The organism is Rhodococcus sp. JS3073, assembly GCF_026810085.1.
Lineage (GTDB): Bacteria > Actinomycetota > Actinomycetes > Mycobacteriales > Mycobacteriaceae > Rhodococcus_F > Rhodococcus_F wratislaviensis.
Genome location: NZ_CP113952.1, coordinates 414457 through 437922 on the forward strand (window position 1 = coordinate 414457; position 23466 = coordinate 437922).

Here is a 23466-nt window from a genome sequence, read left to right on the forward strand (position 1 = left end):
AATCGACGCCTGACGTGCGAGTAGCGTCGTCAGGCACTCAGGCGCGGGGGTTGAACGGGTCCTTCACGCCCTGGCCTGTGTCGACCCAGATGCTCTTCTCCTCGGTGTATTCGAGAAGGGCGTTCGGTCCGTTCTCCCGGCCGACGCCGCTCTGCTTGAAGCCGCCGAACGGGGTTGAGTACCCAGTCTTGCGGTAGTTGTTGATCCACACGGTTCCGGCCCGCAACTGGGCGGCGACGCGGTGGGCGCGCTGAATGTTGTTGCTCCACACTCCTGCTGCGAGACCGAACTCGGTGTCGTTGGCGATGCGGATGGCGTCCTCCTCGTCGGTGAACGGAATCACCGCGGCGATCGGACCGAACACCTCCTCCTGGGCGATCCGCATATCGTTGCGGACGTCGGCGAACACGGTGGGGCGGATGAACAACCCATCCTCGAGGCCGTCCACGCGGGCCGGTTCACCACCGGCAACGAGCCGCGCACCTTCGTTCTTCGCCACCTCGATGTAGTGCAACACCTTGTCGTACTGGGCTTTGGAGGCGATGGTGCCCATTTCACTGGTCGTGTCCTGGGGGTTGCCCACCCTAATGCGCTCGGTGCGAGTCACGAGTTCGGAGACGACGTTGTCGTAGATTCTCTGCTGCACGAGGATTCGGGATCCTGCCATGCAGGTTTGCCCGCTGGCCCCGAAGATGCCGGCGATCAGGCCGTTCAGCGCGCTGTCGAGGTCGGCGTCGTCGAAGACGATGTTCGGTGACTTGCCGCCCAGCTCGAGCGAGACGCTTTTGAGGGTCTTTCCGGCCTGCGACGCGATGGCCTGGCCGGTTGCCGTGGATCCGGTGAACGCGACCTTGTCGACCTGCGGGTGCGTGGTGAGTGCGGCGCCCGGGGTGCCGAGTCCGGTGAGCACGTTGAAGACGCCGGGCGGAAGGCCGACTTCGGCCGCGAGCTCGGCGATGCGCAGCGTCGAAACCGGGGTTACCTCGGACGGCTTGGCGATGACGGTGTTGCCGGCAGCCAACGCGGGCCCAAGCTTCCAGACCAACAGAAGCAAGGGAGAGTTCCACGGTGTGATTGCAGCGACGACGCCAAGCGGCTCGCGAACGGTGTAGTTGAAGATGTCCTTCAGGTGCAAAGGGTTCGTGTTGCCGGTGGGCATCTGTGCCAGACCGGCGTAGTAGTTGAAGTACTCCGGCATCAGCCGGGCTTGGCCGGCCATCTCTCGGATAAGCTTGCCGTTTTCGTCGACCTGGAGCTGGGCGATTTCGTCGGCGTTGTCGGCGATTGCCTGTCCGAAACGGATCAGGAACTTCGCGCGGTCCGCCGCGCGCCAACCTGCCCATTCGCCCTCGAAGGCCCGGCGGGCGCTGGTGACCGCGCGCTCGACGTCCGCAGCCGACGCGTCCGGCACCTTGGCCCACACCTGCCCGGTTGCCGGGTTGGTGACGTCGATGTAGTTGTCAATCGAGGGAGTGACGTACTCGTTGTCGATGAACAGCCCATACCGGCGCACACCGCCTTTGGTTTCCAGCGGGGAGGTCAATGTCTGCGACATGGGAAGCCTTTCTCGTGTGCTGTGGAGAGGGGTGGGCGGATTCGTAACGTGATCGGCCTCACCTGAGAATGTAGGTGATTGACCTACAATCGGTCAATAGGCATGGGTTGGCGCTGGCCGACCCGCCCGGAGCGGTGGCGGATCAATTGTTCGTCTCGGAGCTGCATGCACGGGCGGTACACGTGATGCACGGTGCATCACGTGGGTGTTAGCGGGGAGATACTCAAGTGAACTGGCACCGGGATCGCCCATTAGATCCGATGAACGTGCTTTCGCATCGCCGACGGGAACTGGCCTGTTTGGGCGAATTGGAGCAGTCCGGCCGATCCGAGTAAGGGCAGATTGCGACTTATCAGGGGATTGTGCGGCGTGGCGGCCCGGTTCCGCAGCTAAACGAGGCCGTTTCTCGCGATGTCAAGAACGTCGCTTTGCGAAAACCACCAGCCCGCTCGAAAAGCGGCGGCCGAGTGCTGGTTCATGGCCTGGATTGTTGCGGTACGTCCATCGACCTCGCAGAGTCGGTACCTTCGTTTAGGGTGCTGATTCATGCCGGATGCCGACCACACCATTCCGTTTGACGCACTGTCAACAGCCGATTTGCACGTCGATGCCGTGTACCTCGCGGGAACACGCGGAAACATAAACGATGACCCGTTGCAGCGCTTGCTCCCCGTGGGCAACATGGGCGGCTTCAGGCATGCCGGATCACCATGGAAGCAGACGGTCAAACTGTCGGCGCTGTATACCAGCGGAGCTGAGTCGGATTGGCCGGACTCGCTCGACCCGCAGACCGGCATGCTGACCTATTACGGGGACAATCGCAGCCCCGGTCATGAACTGCACACGACGAAACGTGGTGGCAACCTTCTGCTGCGGGACGCGTTTGAAGCTGCTCACGGTTCCCCGGCAGATCGGCTGCGGGTGCCGCCGTTTCTGTTGTTCGAGCGGGCAGCTCCTGGCCGCGCTGTCAGGTTCCGTGGGCTGCTGGCGCCGGGGTCGGCGACGTTGACCTCCGATGATGAACTCGCAGCGATCTGGCGGAGCAAGGGCGGGAGTCGGTTTCAGAACTACCGTGCGAGGTTCACCGTTCTCGATGCTGCGACGATTTCACGCGCCTGGATCAACGACCTTGTGCAAGGTGCGGACACGACGGCCGGGGATTGCCCCGAGGCGTGGCGTGATTGGGTCGAAGGCCGCGCGTACAAAGTGCTGGCTGCGCCGTCCACCACAGTTGTCCGGAAGAAGTCCGAGCAACTGCCATCCGACCCTGCCGGCATTGCGATGCTACGGACCATTCACCACTTCTTCGAAGGTCGACCGCACGCATTCGAAGAGTGTGCCGTCGCGATCTGGCGCCTCATCGCCCCCGCGACAGGGCGATGTGATGTCACGCGACCTAGCCGGGACGGTGGCCGTGACGCGATCGGGGAGTACTTGCTCGGTCCACTCGCGGACCGCGTTGCGGTTGACTTCGCGTTGGAGGCGAAGTGTTACGCACCGACGACGTCGGTGGGAGTGCGAGACGTCAGTCGCCTGGTTTCTCGGCTGCGGCACCGGAACTTCGGTGTCTTCGTGACCCTGTCGTATTTCAACGATCAGGTTTACAACGAAGTACGGGAGGACGGGCATCCGATTGCGATGATCTGTGGTCAAGATGTGGTGGACATCCTGCGTGAGCACGGATACGGAGATGCGAAGGCCGTGCGTGCATGGCTTGAGAACCAATTCACCAGCGGTTCGGCCGCGGTCCTCGTGTAGCGAGTTGAATGCCGAACTATCGAATCTGGGTTCGGCGCCAGCGATGCGATGCCGTCCGTGAATAAGACGCACTGACCGCACTAGCTACGCGAGGGTAGCCGGTCGGTCAGTCTTGTTGGGGGCTCCCCCGATCTGCAAGCGGGTCGGGCACGTGCTGCAACTTGACCGGCATGTCACGGCGGACCGTAAGCTGCGCGTCGCAGGGGACACGTTGTCGACTTTTCAGAGGGGGATCAATGCAGGCGTGGGTGTTCTTGTCGGTATCGGGCGAGCGTAGTTGGCAGAGCAACGATGGTTACCATGACGTCCTTGGATCGCACTACGTGTACGACAGCGGGGTGGCGTACAGACTGCAGGTCGCGCCAGGCGATCTCGTCGTCGTCCGCGACGAGAATCTGGTTCTCGGAATTTCGCGTCTCGATAACATTCATAAGGCGCCGGCGACGAAAATGCGTTCTCGATGCCCGAAGTGCGACAGGACCGGTGTCGAGCACCGCAAGGGTAGGGGCGTGTACGTGTGTCGGCACTGCAAGGGCGAGTTCGCCGCCCCTGCCAAACGTCGCGAGCCCGTGACCGAGTACGTCGCTACCTACGGACAGAGTTGGCAAGCTCTGGACGGTGCGATTATGTATGAAGAGCTGGAGCCGATGCTAGGTGGGGTGGCGCAGAACGCGATACGGCCGTGCGAGATCGATGGCCTCGAGCAATTGCTCAACCGGATCTCCGTGGAGGTCCCCGCGGTTGGCGCCGCGCCGGATCCGAGTCCTCCTCCGCAGATCCCCGGCGGCCACCGTGAGGCTGTCGGTCGAACTAGGCTAGGACAAAGCAAGTTCCGCAAGGAATTGCTGCGGACATATGGATTGGTCTGCGCGATGACAGGACCGTGTCCGGCTGAGAGTCTCGAGGCAGCCCATATTCGTGGGTTTGCCGAACACGGGAAACACGATCTCAAAGACGGGATCTTGTTGCGATCCGACATCCACAAGCTGTTCGATGCGGGACGAATCGCGGTCGATCCCGAGAAGTTGGTTGTTGTGACGCATCCCGCGTTGGATCGGTACCCGCAGTACCGCGAACTGTGTGGCGCACAGATAGTTCCCGGGCCCGATCCTGCGGCATTGCGAGAGCACTTTGATGCCGCTACCCAGTTGTGGTGAGCGTGATGTAGTCATGCCTGTTCCCTTTTTCCGGGTGCAGCTGTCTGATGCGGCGTTGCATCATGTTTTGGTTGGCAAGTTCGCCGGCGAGTGATTCGTGGGCGCAGTTTCTGGCGCGGTGATGGACGGTCGCGTTCCGCGCCAGGGCATATGGTGGAGATCGGCTGGAGGGTAATCCGTGGTGTATCAAACCGATCCCTTGTCGATGGTCTGGTCAGGGCTATCCTGCGTGTACGCCTTCTCGACCTGGCCGTCCCACGTGAACACCAGAAAGAATATTTTGATCAGCTCGACCATGTAGGTCGATATGGCCCGGCGGGCGGTGGTCGCCCTGGCGCCCTCCGATGCCGCACGGGCGGGGAGGTTGGTGGTTTGTTGGGCTGTCACGCTGTCGGGTCGCCTCGAATTCCATTGTGGGACTGACGAACGTGACTATGGAAAATTGTTCGACGTGTCCGACGTGTCTGCCGTTTACCACCAGCGGTGACCGCCGAGGTCACCGCTGCCAATGATTGGCGTACGGACGGCCGGGCTCGAATAATCCGGACGGCCAGTGCCAGCCCACCGGAAGCCGACGTCCACCATGTCCGTGACAGGTCCGGCCAGAGCCGGCGGCGAGGGCGGTCAAAGGCTGCGATTGCGGCGCGGGCAACCGCCGCGCGGGCAGTGATCTTCTACATTGTTCTCACCTTTCGTTTTTGCGCTTGTCACAGAGTGAGGTCGCTGAGGTCCGGTCGATCGTTCGAGTCAATCGTCCGCCGCACCGGGCGCGCCGTCTGCACCGCCAGCAGGACTCCTCGGGTGCAGCGAGCAGGAATCCCGATCTTCCCAGTTGCGACGATGACGCGCCCGCTCGGTGCCAGCAAGACGTGTCCAACGCGACGTGGAGGACAACCGCGCTTCGGAACGGATACGACAGTGACTAAGGAGGTGGCGATGAACATCGCAGTGTGGGGTATGGGATGGATGGGGCGTGCGCTCGCCGGGAGGCTGCTTGAGGAGATCGTGTCCGTCGGCGCCAGAGAAGCGGAGACCGTCGCCGACGCGGTCTGGAGTCGATGTCGTGGTCACGATGCTGGCCGACGAGCCGCGATCAAGGTCGTGGCGTTCGGGGAGCTACGGTCGTCGATCGGTGCGCAGACCATCGACCTCGATTGCTCGACGGTGTCACGGGAGGCTCAGTGGGGAACTCGCCGAGGTGATCTCTCCTCGGTTCGTCGCGATGCCCGTTGTCGGCAGCCCCGCCGCGGTGAGCGCGGGGCCGGCGACGTTCCTCGTCAGGGGCGACGCCGGCGTCGTGGACAGGTCCGGGAGTGCTTGTTGCCTAAGTCGGGATTCCCGGGACTCCGAGCTTCACGTTGCTGCCGGGCGCCGGGGTGTGGACGGTTCCGTAGATCGCTGTCGCCGCCCTGTGACAACATCCTCCGCATGAGTCCGATCGTTGACCCGCAGGATGAATCTGCGCTCTACCTACCTCGCTGCCTCAGCGCACACCCGCGAGCAGGTACTCGCCCGGCAGTGCCCCGTTCCAGCGACTGCTGGTGTCTACGGCTGGTGGTTCCGGAAATTGCCGGCCGTGATCGACACCTCGGGGTGCGCAAAGCAGGACGGGCTCACGCTGCTCTACGCCGGCATCAGTCCGAGCAAGCCGCCGACCAACGGCAAGGCTCCTAGTACGCAGAACATCCGGAAGCGAATCAAGACCCACTACACCGGTAACGCTGCCGGCTCGACACTCCGCCTCACGATCGGTTGCTTGGTAGCGGATGAGGTCGGGATCGAGTTGCGCCGTGTTGGATCGGGTAGGCGGTATACCTTCCACACAGGGGAGACGCTGCTGTCGAAGTGGATGGCCGAGAACGCCCTCGTCTCGTGGATCGCGCATGAGAAGCCGTGGGAACTTGAGGATCGGTTGATTGCGAGCTTGGACGTTCCGCTGAACCTGGACGGCAATTCGCGTAACTTTTTCTATCTCCAGCTGAAGGCTGCGCGTGCCGCTGCGAAGCGCCGGGCTGATGATCTGCCAGTTCTTCCGAACAATGGCGTGGGCGGGCCGTAGATCGAGGTTCGCTCGGGTTTCATCCAAATGTTTTGCGACCCGAGGTTCTCGACAAAGGTTCTGGCAGACCATTGATATGGACAGCGTGGCGGCGATTTGTGGCGCGTGAGCGGTTGCGAGGTCACGGACTACATCTTCTGGGATGCGTGCCAAGCGGCGGGGCGAATGAGCCTAAGCGTCGCCATGAAGGCATGGAGGAATCGGGTTGCCATGTTGCAATTCCTACGGGGTGGGCAGTGGCGCGGACGATTCGTGAGATATCTCGGATGTCGGAAACGACCAGCAGTCGTTGGTGAGGCCCTCGATGTCATCGGAACCGGCGCGACGAATAGAATGTGAGGATTAGGTCCTTCACTTCCGGGGGATACCTGCGAATTCGATTGCTGCAGGCGAGGTCGTAGAGGTGTTCTCCGTACTCGTGTTTGGAGATTCCGAAGTTGACCATGATGTCTTCCGCGGGTCCGCCGCCGAACGCGGACCAACGTCGGAAGGATTTGCACTATGATCCATTGGACTACTACGGCTGACCGGCACCATATACGCCGGCTTGGGCGTCAAAGCGGCCTGATGTCGCGGAGAGCGTCGACCCCGCCGACGGCGGTGAGTGCCCCACGGAAACGTATCTGCTGCTTGATGAGCCAGGTAGTCATCTCAGGCCACCGTTCCGATTCGGAGATGTCGTCGAACGTGGATGTCATGACGATCCGCGCGCCCTTCCGGCCCGACATGCCATCCCAGGAAGGTGTCTGGCCGAGGGCCGTCTCGAAGGCGTTGCGATGCTCATGAAGCCAGTCAAAGCGTGCTTGGTTGAGATCAGCGTCGCGCGAGTCGAAGTAGATCTGGGTCACCAGTGAGCCGTTCACCCAGGCCATTGAGAGTGAAATGCCGCTGAGCCCCAGGGATGTGTTACACCACGGCGCCCCGTTGGTTCGAGCCCGCGTCCAGTCGGGATGATCGACCCTGATCTGCTCCAAGACCGCCTCCCAGAACTCTCGGTACTGGCGGACCTTCGCTGACGCTTCACCAGGGGCCGACGCAGTCGCCCTCTTGACCTGCTTCTCCCAGTCGTTCGGCTGTGCCACTAGTTCAAAGTTGGGTGCTGATGGGGAGTTTCCAATCTTCACCACGCGAATGACGATTCCGAACACGCGGGTGTTCTCGTCCGTGCGCTGGTTTAACCAGTCGATGGCCGCACGATGCTCCGGCCGGAAGCCCGTGGTCACCCACACGATCGTCGTGGGATCGGTTCCTGCGGCGTAGGTGATGATCTGGCCGAGGTGGGTGTGGTCTGACGGCTCCAACTGGTTCTCGACGATCACGACCTCGCCCGTGGTTTCGTCGTAACCCTTAAGGTCCAGGCTGAAGTTTCCGACGGGGTGTTCTGCGACGTCGAGCACAAGGTCCATGCCTAGAAGGTCGCTCAGAACGTCCACGTTTTGCAGAAGCCAAGGCGTGAAGTCGCGGGCTTCGTTTGGCCAGATTGTTCGTGGGGTGACGATCTCGAGGCGGCCGAGACTAAGAGCGGTCATGGCACATAGGTTCGCACGGGCCGAGAGTTGTAGGTCTGTCCGGATCGGTCAAGCGCCGTCGTCGCTGACTGCCGGTGCGACGATGCGAAGTCGGCGTTGCTCATGCTGCGCGTGCACGCCACGGCGGTTCGTGGTGTTATCGCTGATGAGCACAATTGCTTAATACATGGGAAGTCAGAGAAATCCACAACTATGTATTCGTAGGTGGGGCGGGCTCCTGATTACGCCAAGATGCTCTCGTAACGCAGATTTTCGCGAAAGTTTCACTGAAAGTGGGCGTCATCGCTCGATTCCTGCTGAAGTACTCGGGACGCACGCGGCCTACGCCCGGGGGTGAACGGTCAGCTTTAGGAGATGACAGTGCCGCAGTCCGGGTTAGCAGTGACTCGGCAGATGCGGACGCGACCGAACTGACGGAGTGACGACCGTGGTCGCGCCACCGCAGTCGGATCGTTGTGGTTTCTGTGTCCGCTGCTGGTTCGATGAAATCGCCGGCTTTGCGAGGGATATGGCGGGCCGTTAATTCACCAGCGGTTCATCGCTCGCTGTGTCGTTCGATTGACTGACTGCGCGACTCACCGGTGAGTGAGATACTGACGACAATTTTCTACTTTCAGGGGGAACGAGTGTTGGACATGATCGCCGAAATATCTGTGCGAGGATGACTTACAGGCCTGCTCAGGGGCCGTCGCGCCCATTTTTGCGTTCTCAGGAGACGTCACGGTGACCTCACCCTCGGACCCGTTCGCTTCCGATCCGTTCGCCGCCCGCTCGCCGTCGTACCCAGGCGGGTTACCGGCCCCTCCTTCATTCACACCGAGTGCAGGTGACGCGAGTCCCGGTGCCCCCGGTGGTGGGCGTGGTCTGACGGTGGCGACCCCGCCTATCGGGATCCTTGCGGTAGCTGGAGCGGTCGCCGTGCTCGGTGTTCTTCTCGGCATCATGGCAGGCGGTTCGGGCCCGCTGGCCCTTGCGGGTTGGGCTTTGGCCGGTCCGGGAGCAATCGGGGTGTTATCGGCGTTCACCTTCCTGGATACGAAACGTCGGGCTGCCCCGGTGTACACGCAGCCGACCTGGATTACGGCGGCTTATTGGAGCGTGTTGGTAGTAGCCGGAGTCGGAATTGTGATCGGCGCGTTGCGAGTCGCAGATTGGGTGGGCCGGCTGTGAGGATTTCGACACGGGTGGCGGTGGCAGCTGCGCTCCTCGCCTGCGCTGTTGGGGCGATTGTCAGTCCGATGACAGCCGATGCGGCTCCATCGGGCACAGCGGTCACCGACTTCGGTGCCTGTCTGGCGTCTCAGCGTTCGGGCGACCTGCTGTTGATGATCGACGAGTCGTCCAGCTTGCAGACGTCCGACCCAGGTGCGGCGCGGGTTACTTCGGCGGAGTACCTGGTCGGACAGCTTGCCGCATTCGAGAACTCGTCCGGCGTCGACTTGAATGTCGCTGTCGCAGGGTTCGCCGACACGTATTCGGTCGATCTCGAGTGGACTGCGCTTGACGAAGGGACGTTGCCTGCCATCAACGGTTCGCTGGACGGATTCCGAACTCGCAACCAGGGCATCGATACCGACTACTGGTTGGCGTTGGACGGGGCACGCGAGACCCTTGCGGCACGGCCCGCGGGCATCGACGGTGCCGGCTCGTGTCAGGCCGTTGCGTGGTTCTCGGATGGAAAGATCGATTTCACATCACGCGGCGATACACGCAAACCCTATGCTCCGGAGACGTCCCTCGACTCTCAGGCCGGGGTGGATCAGGTGGTCAGGACGGCGACGGAATCGATCTGCCGCCCTGCCGGCGTCGCCGACCAATTGCGTTCGTCCGGTGTCGTGCTTTTCGGTATTGGTCTCGCCGCGGGGACGGCGTCACCTGCAGATTTCGACGTGATGAGGTCGATCGCGACGGGTGAGCCGTCGGGCTCCGCGACATGTGGGGCGATCTCGTCGCCGAGCCCGGGCGACTTTTATCTGGCCCAGAACATCGATGAGTTGCTGTTCGCTTTCGATGCGTTCAGCACGCCGGGGCAGTCACCGTTGGCGCGGGAAGCTGGAGTCTGCGCTCAGATCGTGTGTGAGGAGGGTAAGCACCGTTTCGTGCTGGACCGGTCGATCGGCAGTGTCGCGGTGCTCGGGTCCGCCGATTCGGAGGGTTTGATTCCCACTCTGGTGTCGCCACTCGGGGATCAGGTTCCTTTGCCGGACACCGGTCAGGAGGGGCGTACCGGTACCGGTATCGGTGGCGTTGACATCAACTACCGGTGGCAGTCGCCCCGGACGATCTCGATCGAGATGACGAATGCTTCCGCGCCGCAGTGGCAGGGTTTGTGGTCCTTGGTCTTTGTCGACCTCGCCGGCTCGTCGGCTGCGCGCTCGAAGTCGAACATCCACATCTCGGGCAATCTGTTTCCGGCGTGGAAGGGGCAGCACACCGTCGCCATTCATAGCGGCGAGTCGTCCGTGCCGGTGGACCTTGCAATCGTCGATTCTGCGCGCTCTGAGATCGATCCGGAGTCACTGCTCGGTAAGGCTTCTCTGTCGGTGGTTCTGATCGGGCAGGATGGGCAACAGCGCACGGTTGCGGCCGATATTCCGAAAGATCGGATCGACCAGCCGGTCATTGTCGACCTCACTGAGGTGCCGGCGGGTCAAGCGACACTTCGCCTCACGTTGGATGTCACCACGGCGGATGCGACGACGGTGTCGGGACAGACCGAACCCGGTACGCCGCTGGCTCCGCAGTCGGTCGACATTCCGCTCGCGATTGCTCCGCCCATCGGTTATCCGACGCTGCCGTCCAAGATTGACTTCGGCACGGTCGAAGGTTCCGGACAGTTCGGTGTGGATGTGCCTGTCACCGGTCCCGGGTGTGTGTGGCTTCCCGAAGCACCTCCGGCTTCGGTGCTGGCGTCGCCGGACGGGGCCGGCAGCATTACTGTCGCCTCCTCGACGGCCGACGCCGCCGCCTGTGTGCAGGTCGAAGAGGGACAGACCGGGTCGGTTCCGATGTCTTTGTCCGTTCCGAACTCGGTCAATGGTGTCGTCAATGGGTCCGTGTCGTTGATGGTTGCGCCTGCAGGTGAGCTGGATCGCGCGCTTCCCGTCGAGGTGCCCTTCACCGCTGCGCTTGAAAAGCCGCTGGATAAGGGCAACTTCATTCTTGCACTGGTCGTGGCACTTCTGCTCGGCCCAGGGATTCCGCTGCTGCTGTTGTACGGCGGGAAGTGGTTCACGGCGCGGATCCCTGCGCGCACGCTCAAGGCGCAGCAGTTCCCTGTCACTGTTTCGGGAGCCACGGTTCTCCGCGATGGTCGGCCGTTCGCGCTTACCGATAGAGATCTCATCGAGGTTGTCCGGGGGCTCGATTCGCCGGCGCGGCAGCTCGACATCGGTGGCCTGGTGTTGAGGACGCGCGTTGGTCGCTCGCCTGTGGGTGCCGGGTTCGTGGTGGTTGAGTCCGGTCCGCGAGCCGGGGCATCCGGTTCCTCCCCGTCGACGTTCGGAAACCGACCCCACGCGAGGCTGCCTCTGGCCGTGCACAACACCTGGTTCGTGCTCCATGACCCGGCGGGTCCGTCCGATGCCGCCACCGTGGTCCTTCTCGTCGGAGACGATGCAGGGCCGACGGTGCGGAGCGGATTGGTCGACGACATGCGTAGCCGGTTGCCCGGCGCCCTGTCGGAAGTGCGCGCGCGTGCAACACCGGCATCGGGTTCGCCTAGCGCTCCTGCTTCGGGTGGTCCCGCGGATTCGTTCGATCCCTTCGGCGGATCTCCGCAGGGTTCCTCGCCGATTTTCGGTGGTGGGAGTCCGGGCGCGGCTCCATCCGACCCGTTCGATCCCTTTCGTGGTGGAAGCAATCGATGACGGACTCGGCGACAACGACAACCTGGATCGACAACAAGGTGGAGGGTGACGGATGAGGCGATTTCTCGTCGTCGGTTGCGGTGGTTCAGGTGGAGCCACGCTGGCCTACATGATGGATCAGCTACGGTCGGACCTGGCTGCGCATGGTGTGAATGAGATTCCTGCTGGTTGGCAATTCATTCATCTCGATGTCCCTACTGCTCCGTCGCACGGTCCGGACGGTATGGGGAACGTGCGCGACCAGGGTGGCCAGTACGTAGGTACCGGTCCGCAGAGTGACAGCTACAGCGTTCTCGACAACGCGATGAGTCAGCAGTTCGCCGGGAAGCAGAAGCTGGACACGATCGCGACGTGGGCGCCGCGGAATCCTGCCACTGTGCATACGCCGCTGAGCACGGGCGCGGGTCAGTTCCGTGCATTGGGGCGGATGATCACACTGAGTCGGGCTGTGACGGTTCGTGAATCTCTTCAACGTGCCTGGGAGAAGTTGTTTCTCGTTGAGACCGAGGCCGAGATGCGGGATCTCGATGTGCCCGGTGCCGGGAAGTACGATTCGGCTGAGCGCCCGGTGGTTCTAGTGGTGTCATCGATGGCCGGCGGGGCCGGTGCGTCGATGGCCCTCGACATCTGTCGACTCCTTACCTTGATTCCGGGTGTCGATCCGCGGCTGATGGGTGTCTTCATGGTGGCACCTGACATCTTCGACGGGCTGGACGCGTCGGCGACTACCGGAGTGCGTGCGAATGCGCTGGCGATGCTCGGGGAGATCGTGGCGAGCCAGACCGGGTCTGCTCGTGAGCACGACGTGTCGATCCTGCGGGCGCTGGGACAACAGAACGGCGAGGGCGAGCTGATCCCGTTTGCGCGAGTGTTCCCGGTGGGCCGGTATGTCGGGGCCGAGCGGACCTTGTTCGGCGACGGCACCCCGAATGCTGTGTATCGGGGCCTTGGTCGAGGGCTGTCCGCGTTGATGATGAGTGTCTCGGCAACGCAGCAGTTCGTCGAGTGGGACTTGACCAATGGTGGCGGCCTGCCCGGAAGCCGGGAATTCCTGGGTTGGGGCAACGAGATCTGGGATCCGTTGCCGTGGGGTACCTTTGGATTCGCGAGCCTGAGCATGGGGCGCGACCGCTATGCCGAGTACTCGGCCCAACGATTGGCGCGGAGCAGCGCGGATAAGTTGCTCCGAGGTCATGTGCAGATCGGGAATCCGGCGTCGGAAGACGAACAGGCTGGTGCGATTCTCGACAACCAGTGGGGCAATATCCGCGGAAAGCTTGGTCTGCCGGCGGTGTCGGCAGGGTCGAATTTGCCATTAGACATTGGTAACTGGGTGACGTCCACCGTACTTCCGTCGAGCGACGCGGTTACCCTGTCGGCGCAGGTGGTAGACGGGGAACTGCGTGACTACATCCCGTCGGGCAACGGTCTCAATGCGTCCAGTTGGGTTCCCGAAGTCAATCGCGCGTTAAGCGTCCGACGTGCCGCGCTGCTGTCAGGTGCTCAGAGCGCCGCGTACTCGTGGGCCTACCGGTGGCATCTGGAATTCGCGCGCCGGCTCGAGGGTGTCGTCGCCGCGGCGATCGCCGAGCTCGGTTTGCCGTATGCGACGGCGTTGGTCAAGCGGGTCTCGCAGTACATGCAGAACGACATCTTGACGACGACGCAGGACATCAGCAAGTACGCGCCGCAGGATATCGCCGCCCCGCCGGAGGATGTGCGGACTACGTTGGCGGCTTTGCGGGGCAACATTGCCAACGCCAACGAGATTGTTCAGAGCGTCCTCGATGGGGCGCGCAGGACGGTGGAGCGGCAGATCTACGCCTCGTTGTCGGCGCATCTGAGTGCTGCGGCGGGCGCGATGGTCACGGAGGTTTTCGATCCGCTGATCGCGGCGTTGAACGAGTCACACACACTTCTGCGTCAGGCTTCGCTGGAACAGACTCGTGACTTGGGTCTGGCGCGACTGCAGACCTCGCAGTATGCGGCGTGGCCATCGGACAGCGATGAGCGTGTGCCGAGTCGGTTCGCGGAGGCGAACAACGAGGTGATGTTGACCAGCTCCGCGGATTTCAAGCAACGGTACGAGCTCGATTTGCCTGCATCGGTTGGGCTGCAGAGCGTCGATCAGCGTGGGTTCGGTGAGGCGGTGGTCCGTGCGGCCGCGCAGGTAATCACGGGGCAGTGGCAGACCCTCGATGGGACGAGGGCGCCGGGGGAGGAGTTGCCACTCGTGGAGCGGATCGCGACGTGGCGTTCCCGGGTGTTCCCGACTGATCCCGGGACTGGGGAGTCAATTATATCGTCTCCGTCCAAGTACGACGTGCACACTCGGCCGGCCGAGTTGCTCTCGCGTGCTCGTCTGTATGTGGCGCGCACGGGCGAGTCCTTCGACAAGTTCTGTTCGGTGTCGTTGCAGGAGTTTGTCACCGGTGTAGGTGCTGCGGAGTCGGAACTTGCCGGCCGCCACCGGGACGTGGTCTCGAAGTTCGGACAGGCCATCTCTCTGGCGAAACCGTTGGCCAGTGTGAATGAACAGGCGTTGCAGGCTATTCACGGCGATCGTCAGATGGAGTATCGGTTCAAGTTCTCGTCGGTCCCGTTTCGGGGGTTGCGGGTGGGTGACGATCTTGTCGCCGCCCTGGATGAGGGTTCGCGGATCGATGAGAAGACCAAAGAGGTCCTCAGGAATGCGCTGAGCGACGAGAAGCAGATCAAGCGGATCGACATCTTCGGGTCGTACCCCAACTATTCGCCGTTGGCGTACAACTCGGTCCTCGAGCCGGCGGCGCGTCAGTGGCTCGAGTCGTCGCCGTCGCAGCGGAAGGCGTTCTGGACGATGCGGCGGGCGCGGCCTCTGGCTGCGTCGCTGCCGATGCATGGTGCTGAGCGTCGGGCGTTGGTGGCCGGGTGGATTCTGGGGCAGATTCTCGGCCGTATTCATCTGCCGCAGGCGCCGTTCGTGGAACCGGCCCGGATCTGGGATGAGGAGGCAGGGCGGTGGCTCGAGTTCCCGAACCCGCTGCTGACCCCTCCGTCGGAGTTTTCGGCGGATTACGACTGGCTGCCCGCGGTCCTCGAGTCGGTGCTGTTGGCGATGGCGCAGTCGCATGAACCGCCGGTGATGTCGTCGATGTTGCCGTATCGGGCGCTCCGGAGAATTTATGACGGCTCGGCGGAGGACGAGGTCAGCGGCATCTTCGGGCTGTCGGCGGCCACTCACCTCACCGAATGGCTCCGAACGGGTTCCACGAATACGGGTGTGGGATCGAGTGTCCCGGACACCGGCGAATCGGTGACGGTGCAGGAACGGGCCGAGCGGGTGAAGTTGTCGCTGCAGGAGTCGCGAGATTTCGCGGGTCGGCACTACATGCCGCCGGGGTCGGGCGGCGCGGTCGGCGAGGCGGGTGCTGTTGGTGGTGGGGTGTTCTCCACTATCACGGTGCGGGCTCAGGCATCGAAGACACCGATCTTCCGGGATGTCGCCCCTGATGTGTTCTGGGCGACAGGAAAGCTGATTTCTCTGGTCGATGAGTGTGCGCTAGCTGCGCTCCGCCCGAAGGTGGGTGTGGACAGCGTTGTGCCGCAGGCTCCCACATCGAGTTGGCCGGCGTCTGGTGACGCATTCGAGATCCCCCAACGAGGAGCGATCTGACATGTCTGAACTGACCGTGTTTCTGGCGCCCCGCGGCATCGCGGAGGGGGTCAAGGATGTCCTGAAGGACTTGTCGGCTGCACAGTTGATCGAACCGTTCATCTGGATCGACGATAACGGGGCGGCCAAGAACCCGGTCGAGGCAGTGCGGGTCGAGCGGGGCAGTGAGTACGACACGACGCTGCAGGAAGTCGTCTCGACGCACCGGATCGATGTCCTTCGGCTCGGTGTTCTCGTCCCCGTGATCGGCGGCGAGGAACCGCTGGACACCGGCGTGGAACGGCGAATCGCGGAGTTGGTGACATCGACCTCCGGCGGCGCGCGGGTCGTCCGTGTTCGGCTTCTTCTCGCCCGCCCGGGTAGTGCTCCCACCGCAGACGCGGTGTGTGCACTCGATGGTTGGCACAACGTGCTTGTTGCGCCCGAGGACGCTCGTGGTCCGGGCATGGGGCATGTGGCGCTCGGTCCCGCCACCGGACCTGCCGATCTGGGGAGGTTCGCGGCTCCGGTGGTGGCGGGTGTGACCGGTCTGTGGAGCGATGTCGAGCACGCCCCCCTTGACGACAAGCCGGTCCTTCCCGGTCATCTGGTCCGCATTGCCCGGTCGTTCTATCGGCGTCTCGATACGTCGGTGGCCGAGGACTCGCTCCGGGGCAAGATCCTCGCACAAGAGGGTGGTTTCCCGCTGCCGCGCGAGAACGGTGCCCCAGTGACGTATATCAACGACGTCGCGCTGGCCACCCGATCGATGGCGGACGCGTTGTGGCGCAAACACGCCGGTGTGCTTCGGGGGCCGCGGTTGGCATATGAGGTGATCGATTCGCAGCGTGTCGGTTTCTGGGACGCGCTGCGGATGTTCTTCTCGTTCCTGTGGGCGGCACTGCGCAATGCGCCGTCGGCGTGGTACGCGCGGGTGGTGAACAGTGTGTCCACGGGAGTGGCGAATGCGGTTCACGCAACTGTATTCGGGGCAGCGCCGTCGGCGTATGAGGTCGTTGTGAAGGGGCGGACATCGCAGGGTGATCGGGCGAGCTGGTCCGAGATCGGTTATGCCTCGGAGCAGCTCGGTGGAACCATGGATTCGCCTGGTGACGATCAGCATCATGCGGCGCGGGTGGACCTGTCCGATCTGTGGCAAGACTACAGTCGAGCAGCGTTGACGCTTGCGGACGCGGGCGCGCGATCGGCGGATCTTCCTCCCGTGCAAGTGGGGGCCAGTCGAGGAATCCTCCGACGTGCCTCCGATGCGGTGCCGGGTCCGTCCGAGAGGTTCGACCAGATCCCGGGAATCGTGGCAGCGACGGTGGGAACCCACAGCGTCGACGCCACCGACACTCTGGGTATTCGTGAGCTCCGGGACAAGCTCGGCGCCTTGGATCAGGATCCCAATATCGGGTTGGAGGCCCGGCGGACGGGCGCCGCACTCGATGAGTGGCAGCGGCGGGACTCCAACAGTTTCGGTGTCGCGGTGGGACAGCGGATCGCGGGACAGTTCTACGCGACGTTCCAGGAGGTTCGGGAGTTGCTGGCCCGCTTGCGGGCCGCTGGTGAGGAGCCGGTGGAGGGTAGCCGGCGGCATAAGACGCTTGCGCGGTGGGCGCAGCTCACGTTCGTCTTGCTGGTGTTGGTCATCGCAGTGTCGGCGGTTGCGATTGCGCAGGACTGGTTGGTGTGGTGGCAGGGCGCTCTCGTGATCCTGACGGCGATCGTGTTGTGGATCGTCGGGTTGGTGATCGTCTTCATGCGGAGCCAGCAAGAGCTGTTCCAGCAGTTGAATAAGCGTAAGAAGGGGGTCGCCGATCTCGAGGTGGACCAAGCCAATCTCCGTAGTGGGTTGCGTGACCTCGATCGTCTCGCCGGTGCGTACAGCCAGTACCTGGTGTGGAGCCGGGCGCTCGGCGCGTTCCTCGCCGAACCGCTGGGACCTGACGAAGTTCGCACCTCCCATGACGGACGCATCGCGTGGGGTCTGCCGAAGAGCACCGCGATCGGGTACGCGTCGCCGCACTCTGAGGAGGTGTCGACTGCGGCCGAGTACCTGCGGCAGGACCTGTTCGGCATGGGATGGTTGACGTCGTCGTGGGAGCGGCTTCTCGGTAGTGCGGGCACGTCGCTCGGGATTGAGGGTCGCGACATCGCGGCGAATCCTGCGATGTTGTGGTCGGAAGCGGGTAGTGGATCAGGCTCGCCGCTCGAGCGGTGGTCGGCGGCGCTGTTCGCGGGGACTGTGACGTCTACTGGTGCTGCGTTGATGTGGGACAAGGCGCGCGCGAACCTCCTGGGTCCGAAGTCGGAGTTGGTTCGTTCCCTGGTGGGCACTATCGATGTGGAGGTCGACGGCAGGACGAGGTCGACGTCGATCGACGACTTCATCGCGGGTGTGGGGGAGGAACGCCCGAGCGGGAGGGCGGACCATTTCGATCGAGGAGTGTTGACCGATTCGGCGACCACCGGGGGACTCACCGCAGTGAAGGATGACGTGCGTCATCGGAGTTACGCCGGCATCGGCTCCGTCAGTGTCGTCACACAGTTCAGCGATGGGTTGTCGGTCGACAACCTTCAGTTGGCACCGGCCGCCGTCGCCGATGCTCAGGTCAGCCAATGGGATGTGCCGGCGTTCCCGACCGCGCACGCGGGTGGCAGCGCACCGTCCGGAGCTGCCGGGGTCGACAGCTTTGAACCACCACGGGCAGAAGAGGGTTTCAGGTTCTGACATGGCAAGCGACAAGCAGGCCCGCCGCGAGACCGCACTGCTGGCATGGTCCCGTCCCGCTGGTGCTCTTGGCTTCGAGGTGCCCACCGAGGACGAGCTTCGGCGGATAGCAGCGAATCAGGACACGTGGAGGTCCGAGGCTCCGTCCGCAGCGGCGGTCGACTGGGCCGACACGATCGTGCACATCCTGCATCAGATCAAGTTCGGTATGGATCCTCTCGAAGTCGTCCGCCACCTCCCGGACGACCTTCGGATCCCGAAGAGCGGCCCTGTTCGTCGGCAGGCACCTGCCTCTGCTCCGGTTCCGGCTGCGGCCGCACCGGAGCCGGAGCTGCAGCCGGAACCGGTGCTCACGCCGATCGACGCCTTGTTCGCGTGGCGTGCGCAGCAGATCGCGAATGGTGTGGAGTACGCGGAGACGATCAAAGACGCCACTTTCCACAATCTCATCAAGTACGGCCACACCTCGGTCGAGCAGGTTCGCCGGCAACTGCGAGGTCCGGCGACAGCACTGGCCGAAGAGATCGCAGCAATTCTCGGTTCGTTTACACAGCCGAGCGGTGAGCCGGCGCCGACCGATGCGACCGCTCCGGCCAACGAGGCCGCGGATACCCGTCCAGAGCCTGCCGTGACGGTGCCGCCGGATGCGTCCGGCGCTGCGGGCGTGCTGGATCGACTCATCACCGAAGACTTCTGCGAATACGAGTACGGCGAGACCGACATCGTCCCGACCGATCTGAAGTTCACGAAGACCGCGGACGGATACACCTTTACCTGGGCCCCGCACCTGTCCCAGACCGCGGTCACTCTGTACCGAATCGTCTGCGGTGAAGGTTCCGTTCCGCACAAGCCCGAAGCCGGTGATCTCGTCGGTGTCACCCTCGAGGCGACGTGGGATGACGCACGCTTCTTCGCCTCAGCCGTGCGCAACCTGCAGATCTGGTGTCATACCGGAGCCGACGTCGACGATGCCCGCAAACGGCAACCCGTCCTGATCGCACAGGGCGAGATCGTCAGCCCTGTTACCGATTTCGTGCTCACCGAGGACGAAGGCCGGGTGATCGGCCAATGGAACGTGTGGTCGGGCACCCAGGCGGTGCGGATCCACCGGATCCCGCTGGGGACCGGATCGCCGGTGGTTCACGACCCGCGTAACGAAATTTGCTCCGGGCAGCCCAATCTCACAGGTTTCGTGGACCGCGACGTCGAGCGCGGGGCCCGATACCTCTACCGAGCGATGTCGGAGGTCGTCGTCAACGGCGGCACCCGGCTGTCGCAACCGGCGCAGGGTGAGATCCTGGTGTCGGTCGTGCTGGAATCGGTCAATGACCTGACGGTGCAGTCCGAGGATGCCGGCGACATCCCGTACTTCGACCTCGCCTGGACCGATCCTGCCGCTGGGCGGGTCGTCATCTACCGAACTGAGTTTCCGCCGGACGCCGGCTTGCAGGATACGGAAGTGCCCGAGGCGTCGCTGGGCCCTCAGGGGCTGACCGAGGAGACCCGACTGGCGCACCCCGCAGTGGCCGGTGAGGGGCGCACCTCCCGGATGGTCGGTGTTCCGTGGCCGAGCGGGTGGGATCGCGCGTATCTGACTCCCGTCACGCTGCTGAATGGCACCGCACGTGTCGGCTCGACCACCGTCCAGACGCGGCCCATCGCACCTGTCAGCAACGCGCGCATCATCGAACGGTGCAACAAGCAGATCGTCACCTTCGGCTGGCCGAAGTCGGCGGCCGCGGTCCTCGCCTACATCGGACCCATGGGGCTCCCCTTCGATCAGGTCTCGCCCAGTGCCGACGCTGACGAAATCTCTGCGCGCCAGTACCGTAGGGACGGCGGAATGTCGCTTCGGTCGAAGCTTCCCGCCGGTGGGTGCTCGGTGCACCTTGTGCCGATTGCGTTCTCCCGTGGTGAGCAGATCACGGGATCGGTCACGTCCATCGAGTACAACGGGCTGGTGCGAATGGCGTACGGCCTGCGGCGCGACGACAGTCCCGGCGCGTCATCCTGGGTCTCCATCCATCTGTTCAGTGCGGAGGATGTGGAGTCGCCTCCGCCGCTCGTGCTGGTGTTCAATCGGGATCGATTGCCGCTCAGTTCCCGTGACGGCAGCAGTGTGCCACTGCTGGGTGTCGGCGAAGATCGGCCGGTCATGCAGTGCGTGATGCTCCGATTGTCGAGGGGCTGGGCTGACACAGGCTGGAAGGCCGATCTGGGTGGGCACGCGGGGTATGTGCGTCTGTTCGTCGACGCCAGTCGGGCGCAGTTCGGTGCCAGGAGATTCGCCATGCTCGACCCGGCGGTCTCCACGCTGAGGCTGGATCCGGGTTCGGGGTCGTCGGCATGAGCGCTGTTCTCCCCGAGCCGACCGGGTACCCGCAGGCAGAGGGTATTGCTGCCCGTTGCCGGTTCGGTGAGTTGACGTACACCTCTTTCGATGACGGATCCGGTTCGGGGGGTGGGTGGCAGGTCAAGAGCACCGTCGGTGACCTTTCCGATCGTGAGCGTTCGGTGCTGACGGCGTGGATTTCTACCCGGTTCGACCTCGAGCCGCCGCTGCCTCGGTTCCCGACCCCGGCGGATATAGACGGTAGGCCCGCCCGGTTGATGTACGCGGCGGTCGACGGTGGTGCCGCGTATTGGCACACGGTCGATGCCGGGTTGGATGGATCTGGGCGCCCAGGCAATGTGTTCGCTCATGTCGTTCTGGATCGGGAGCTCGGGGCATCGACGTCGCCGCTGCGACCTGTCGAGCTGTGGAAGTGGTCGGGGTGGCTGACGCCGTACGGGGCCAGGGCGGTGTTGGAGTCCTCGCTCGAGGACACGCGAGTGCCGGTGCCGGACGGGCCTGTGACGCGGTCTCAGGTGATCGAGTTCTTGGACGATCCCGCAGTGTTCCGTGTCGGGCTTTTTCAGGTGCTGCTCGATGCAGTTGCCGCGGCGATGGTAGGTGGTCCGTCGGTGGTGCTGACGGTCAGCGATGCGACTACCGCGGTGATGTGGATTGGCGCCGTGAGTTACTTCATGTCGCCGGGTTCCGCTCGGCGGTTTGCGTGGTCGACCCACGACAAGGCGCATTCACTGACCGAAGATGTCCGGCGGGGACTGCATCTGATTGCGGTGCCGACCTCCGAGTGTGACGGGCTGAAGGCGGATCCCTCCTATGTTGTGATCGACGAGTACGAGGAACCTAGCCTGGGTTTGCTTGGTTCTGACCCGCATGTCACCAAGGACGGGCATACGACGGTGGCGGTCACGCCGTGGTCGATGCTTGCGCAGTCGATTCTGATCGATGCGCGTACGGCCGAGCAGGTGCTGGCGCAGCAGGACGATCTCGCACACGAGGTGGGCGATGTCGGGTTGTCGCCGATGTGGCCGCTGGCGATGGCCGTGGCCGACACACCGGAAGTGAGCGATGGTCACCAGGAGGCCATCAAGGTCATCCTCGAGGATTCGCCCCGCCACGTGCATGAAACGCCCCGGCTTCTCGAGCGGGTGCGTGGGGTCTATCGTTCGGCGGCACCGAGACGGGCTGCGGAGGCATGGCGCCTGCTGATGCAGTTGGACGTGCGAAATGCGAATGCTTCGACCGCCGCGGTTCATTACGTCGAACGTGCTCTCGAGGATGAGGAATGGCTGTATGGACCTGCCGTTCCACCGGTGGTTCCGTCGCAGTTGGTTCCGCAGTTCTCCGATGAGATCAATCGTGCGATCGGCACCGCCGTCAGGGATTTGCTGGAGTCCGCGCGGCGCCCCGACATCGATGAGGACGGGTCCGAAGAGTTACTGTTTCGGGCTCTGCGAGTCGCCGACCTGGCGATGGTGACGTTGGCGTCGAGTCCGTTCGCCACGGAGGTGCAGGACATGTTGTCCGAGGTGCTCGAGCGCGCGCGTCTGGACGTGTTGTTCGATGACGTGCGTGGGGACGCGTTCGTCGCACGTGTCGGAGAGCTTTCGGGGTGCACGCTTCGGAATGTGGTGCGTCCTGTGGTCGAGACGGCGCCCAAAATGACTTTCGGCGATTTCGGGCGGAGGCTGAGCGCCCCGGTACTCCGGTGGCTGTTCCCGCGAGACACCTCCGGCCCTGAGGGTGCCGATGCCGGCGAAGCCGAGAGCGTGCTGTTTGCCGAGTATGTTCATTCGGTCCTCGTCGCCGACGACGGCACTGTTGAGGAACGAGAGCGAGTTCGTCCGTATGCGGATCTGGCTGTTCGTCACCTCCTTCTCGCCGATCAGCGGACCGATGCGAGTGCGCGAACGGAACTGGTCACACTTTCCCGTGCTGCGTCGCTGACCATCACTGAGGTTCTGACGCTGTTTGGTGAGTTCGGTGACCGTGTTCCTCCCGGTGTGGCAGCGGAGCTGTTGCTGCGGTGTGAATACGGTTCGGATCTGGCCGATCTGATCAATTATGTTGGTGCACAGTGCGATGCCGTCTTGTCCGAGGCGTCGTTGGTGGTCAGTCCGGATTGCGTCGCCGTCGCCGCTGCGTCGATTCGTGGGATTCGAGACTGGGCAGCGATCGATCAGGCCGCGCTGGAAGAGCTGGTGCACACCCATGTCGAGGTACTGCTTCCTGAATGTGTTCTTCTGGAAGCGGATTCGGTCCCGGTCGATCTTGCTGTCGATGTGTGTGTGCTCTTCATTGCCGCCCAGTCTATGCGTTTGGCTTGGGCGGATGCCGGTGAATCAAGCGGTCTGCGCTTCGAGTCATTGTTCGATGTGTGCGCGCGTGACATCGTTTCTGCCGTTACCGAACTCGTGGCCGGTGGTGCAATGGATATTGACTGGATCGTGGCGCAGGCCATCCTGATTTCCCTCGCCCAGAGTTCCGCCCAGACCGACGACTCGAGTTCCATCGGTGTGCTCGGAACACACTCGCACGGACTGCATGGGCCGTTGTGGTTGGACGACGTTGTGGAGAGCCTGGTGCAGAGCGGCAGATACGCCGGGCCACGGACTACCTCCGACATCCGCGACGCCATCTGGCCCGACGTGCGGAACATGTCCGCCGCCCGCGGCGAGGAGATCATCCGCAGTTATGAGCCAGTCGCGGTGCAATGGCTCCGGAATTTTGGAATCGGATCCACGGAAAGGCAGAACACATGGATCCATTGACGATCCGCCGCAGCGTGTGCGACGGACAGGCGTACCGGCCGACAGCGAAG

General features: G+C 63.4%; 11 protein-coding genes. 8 read left to right on the top strand and 3 right to left on the bottom strand.

What is annotated here, in order from left to right; all coding sequences use genetic code 11:
* Positions 1–37: 37 nt before the first annotated feature.
* Positions 38–1555: an aldehyde dehydrogenase gene (locus tag OYT95_RS39925; RefSeq protein ID WP_268793076.1), complete on the bottom strand. Its 1518-nt coding sequence runs from the start codon at positions 1553–1555 to the stop codon at positions 38–40.
* 546 nt (positions 1556–2101) lie between these two features.
* On the opposite strand from OYT95_RS39925, the gene OYT95_RS39930 reads away from it, so the two are divergent.
* Both OYT95_RS39930 and OYT95_RS39935 read left to right on the top strand, forming a co-directional pair.
* A complete protein-coding gene (locus tag OYT95_RS39930) occupies positions 2102–3313 on the top strand; it encodes a restriction endonuclease (RefSeq protein WP_268793077.1) in 1212 nt (403 codons plus the stop codon).
* A 236-nt stretch (positions 3314–3549) separates the two neighbouring features.
* Complete coding sequence (locus OYT95_RS39935) at positions 3550–4470, top strand: HNH endonuclease (protein ID WP_268793078.1); 921 nt, start codon at positions 3550–3552, stop codon at positions 4468–4470.
* Between the two features lie 186 nt (positions 4471–4656).
* Here OYT95_RS39935 and OYT95_RS39940 read toward each other — a convergent pair whose 3' ends face one another.
* Positions 4657–4857, bottom strand: coding sequence for a hypothetical protein (locus OYT95_RS39940; protein WP_268793079.1), 201 nt, complete (start codon positions 4855–4857; stop codon positions 4657–4659).
* A 1066-nt stretch (positions 4858–5923) separates the two neighbouring features.
* Between OYT95_RS39940 and OYT95_RS39945 the strand changes: the two genes are divergently transcribed.
* Positions 5924–6529, top strand: a complete 606-nt coding sequence (locus tag OYT95_RS39945) for a GIY-YIG nuclease family protein (protein ID WP_328286588.1) — start codon at positions 5924–5926, stop codon at positions 6527–6529.
* Between the two features lie 554 nt (positions 6530–7083).
* Here the strand turns inward: OYT95_RS39945 and OYT95_RS39950 are convergent.
* Complete coding sequence (locus OYT95_RS39950; protein ID WP_268793081.1) at positions 7084–8058, bottom strand: DUF4268 domain-containing protein; 975 nt, start codon at positions 8056–8058, stop codon at positions 7084–7086.
* A gap of 977 nt (positions 8059–9035) precedes the next feature.
* On the opposite strand from OYT95_RS39950, the gene OYT95_RS39955 reads away from it, so the two are divergent.
* The 5 genes from OYT95_RS39955 to OYT95_RS39975 are packed head-to-tail and all read left to right on the top strand — an operon-like array spanning position 9036 to position 23416.
* Complete coding sequence (locus OYT95_RS39955; protein ID WP_268793082.1) at positions 9036–11927, top strand: vWA domain-containing protein; 2892 nt, start codon at positions 9036–9038, stop codon at positions 11925–11927.
* 52 nt (positions 11928–11979) lie between these two features.
* Entirely contained in the window at positions 11980–15582 is a 3603-nt protein-coding gene (locus OYT95_RS39960; protein WP_128642714.1) for a tubulin-like doman-containing protein, read from the top strand.
* Position 15583: 1 nt separating this feature from the next.
* Positions 15584–18295 carry a hypothetical protein gene (locus OYT95_RS39965; RefSeq protein WP_268793083.1) on the top strand — a complete coding sequence of 904 codons (2712 nt, stop codon included), beginning with the start codon at positions 15584–15586 and terminating at the stop codon, positions 18293–18295.
* A gap of 1 nt (position 18296) precedes the next feature.
* The gene (locus OYT95_RS39970) at positions 18297–20645 is read left to right on the top strand and encodes a hypothetical protein (RefSeq protein WP_268793084.1); all 2349 of its coding nucleotides are present in this window, start codon (positions 18297–18299) and stop codon (positions 20643–20645) included.
* Entirely contained in the window at positions 20642–23416 is a 2775-nt protein-coding gene (locus OYT95_RS39975) for a GAP1-N2 domain-containing protein (protein WP_268793085.1), read from the top strand. Before OYT95_RS39970 ends, OYT95_RS39975 begins: the two co-directional genes overlap by 4 nt.
* The last annotated feature ends 50 nt before the right edge of the window (positions 23417–23466 follow it).

What these genes read in the sequence shown, in the direction of transcription:
- OYT95_RS39925 (WP_268793076.1), bottom strand. Translation starts at nt 1,555, where the DNA reads ATGTCGCAGACATTGACCTCCCCGCTGGAAACCAAAGGCGGTGTGCGC.
- OYT95_RS39930 (WP_268793077.1), top strand. Translation starts at nt 2,102, where the DNA reads ATGCCGGATGCCGACCACACCATTCCGTTTGACGCACTGTCAACAGCC.
- OYT95_RS39935 (WP_268793078.1), top strand. Translation starts at nt 3,550, where the DNA reads ATGCAGGCGTGGGTGTTCTTGTCGGTATCGGGCGAGCGTAGTTGGCAG.
- OYT95_RS39945 (WP_328286588.1), top strand. Translation starts at nt 5,924, where the DNA reads ATGAATCTGCGCTCTACCTACCTCGCTGCCTCAGCGCACACCCGCGAG.
- OYT95_RS39950 (WP_268793081.1), bottom strand. Translation starts at nt 8,058, where the DNA reads ATGACCGCTCTTAGTCTCGGCCGCCTCGAGATCGTCACCCCACGAACA.
- OYT95_RS39960 (WP_128642714.1), top strand. Translation starts at nt 11,980, where the DNA reads ATGAGGCGATTTCTCGTCGTCGGTTGCGGTGGTTCAGGTGGAGCCACG.
- OYT95_RS39965 (WP_268793083.1), top strand. Translation starts at nt 15,584, where the DNA reads ATGTCTGAACTGACCGTGTTTCTGGCGCCCCGCGGCATCGCGGAGGGG.
- OYT95_RS39970 (WP_268793084.1), top strand. Translation starts at nt 18,297, where the DNA reads ATGGCAAGCGACAAGCAGGCCCGCCGCGAGACCGCACTGCTGGCATGG.
- OYT95_RS39975 (WP_268793085.1), top strand. Translation starts at nt 20,642, where the DNA reads ATGAGCGCTGTTCTCCCCGAGCCGACCGGGTACCCGCAGGCAGAGGGT.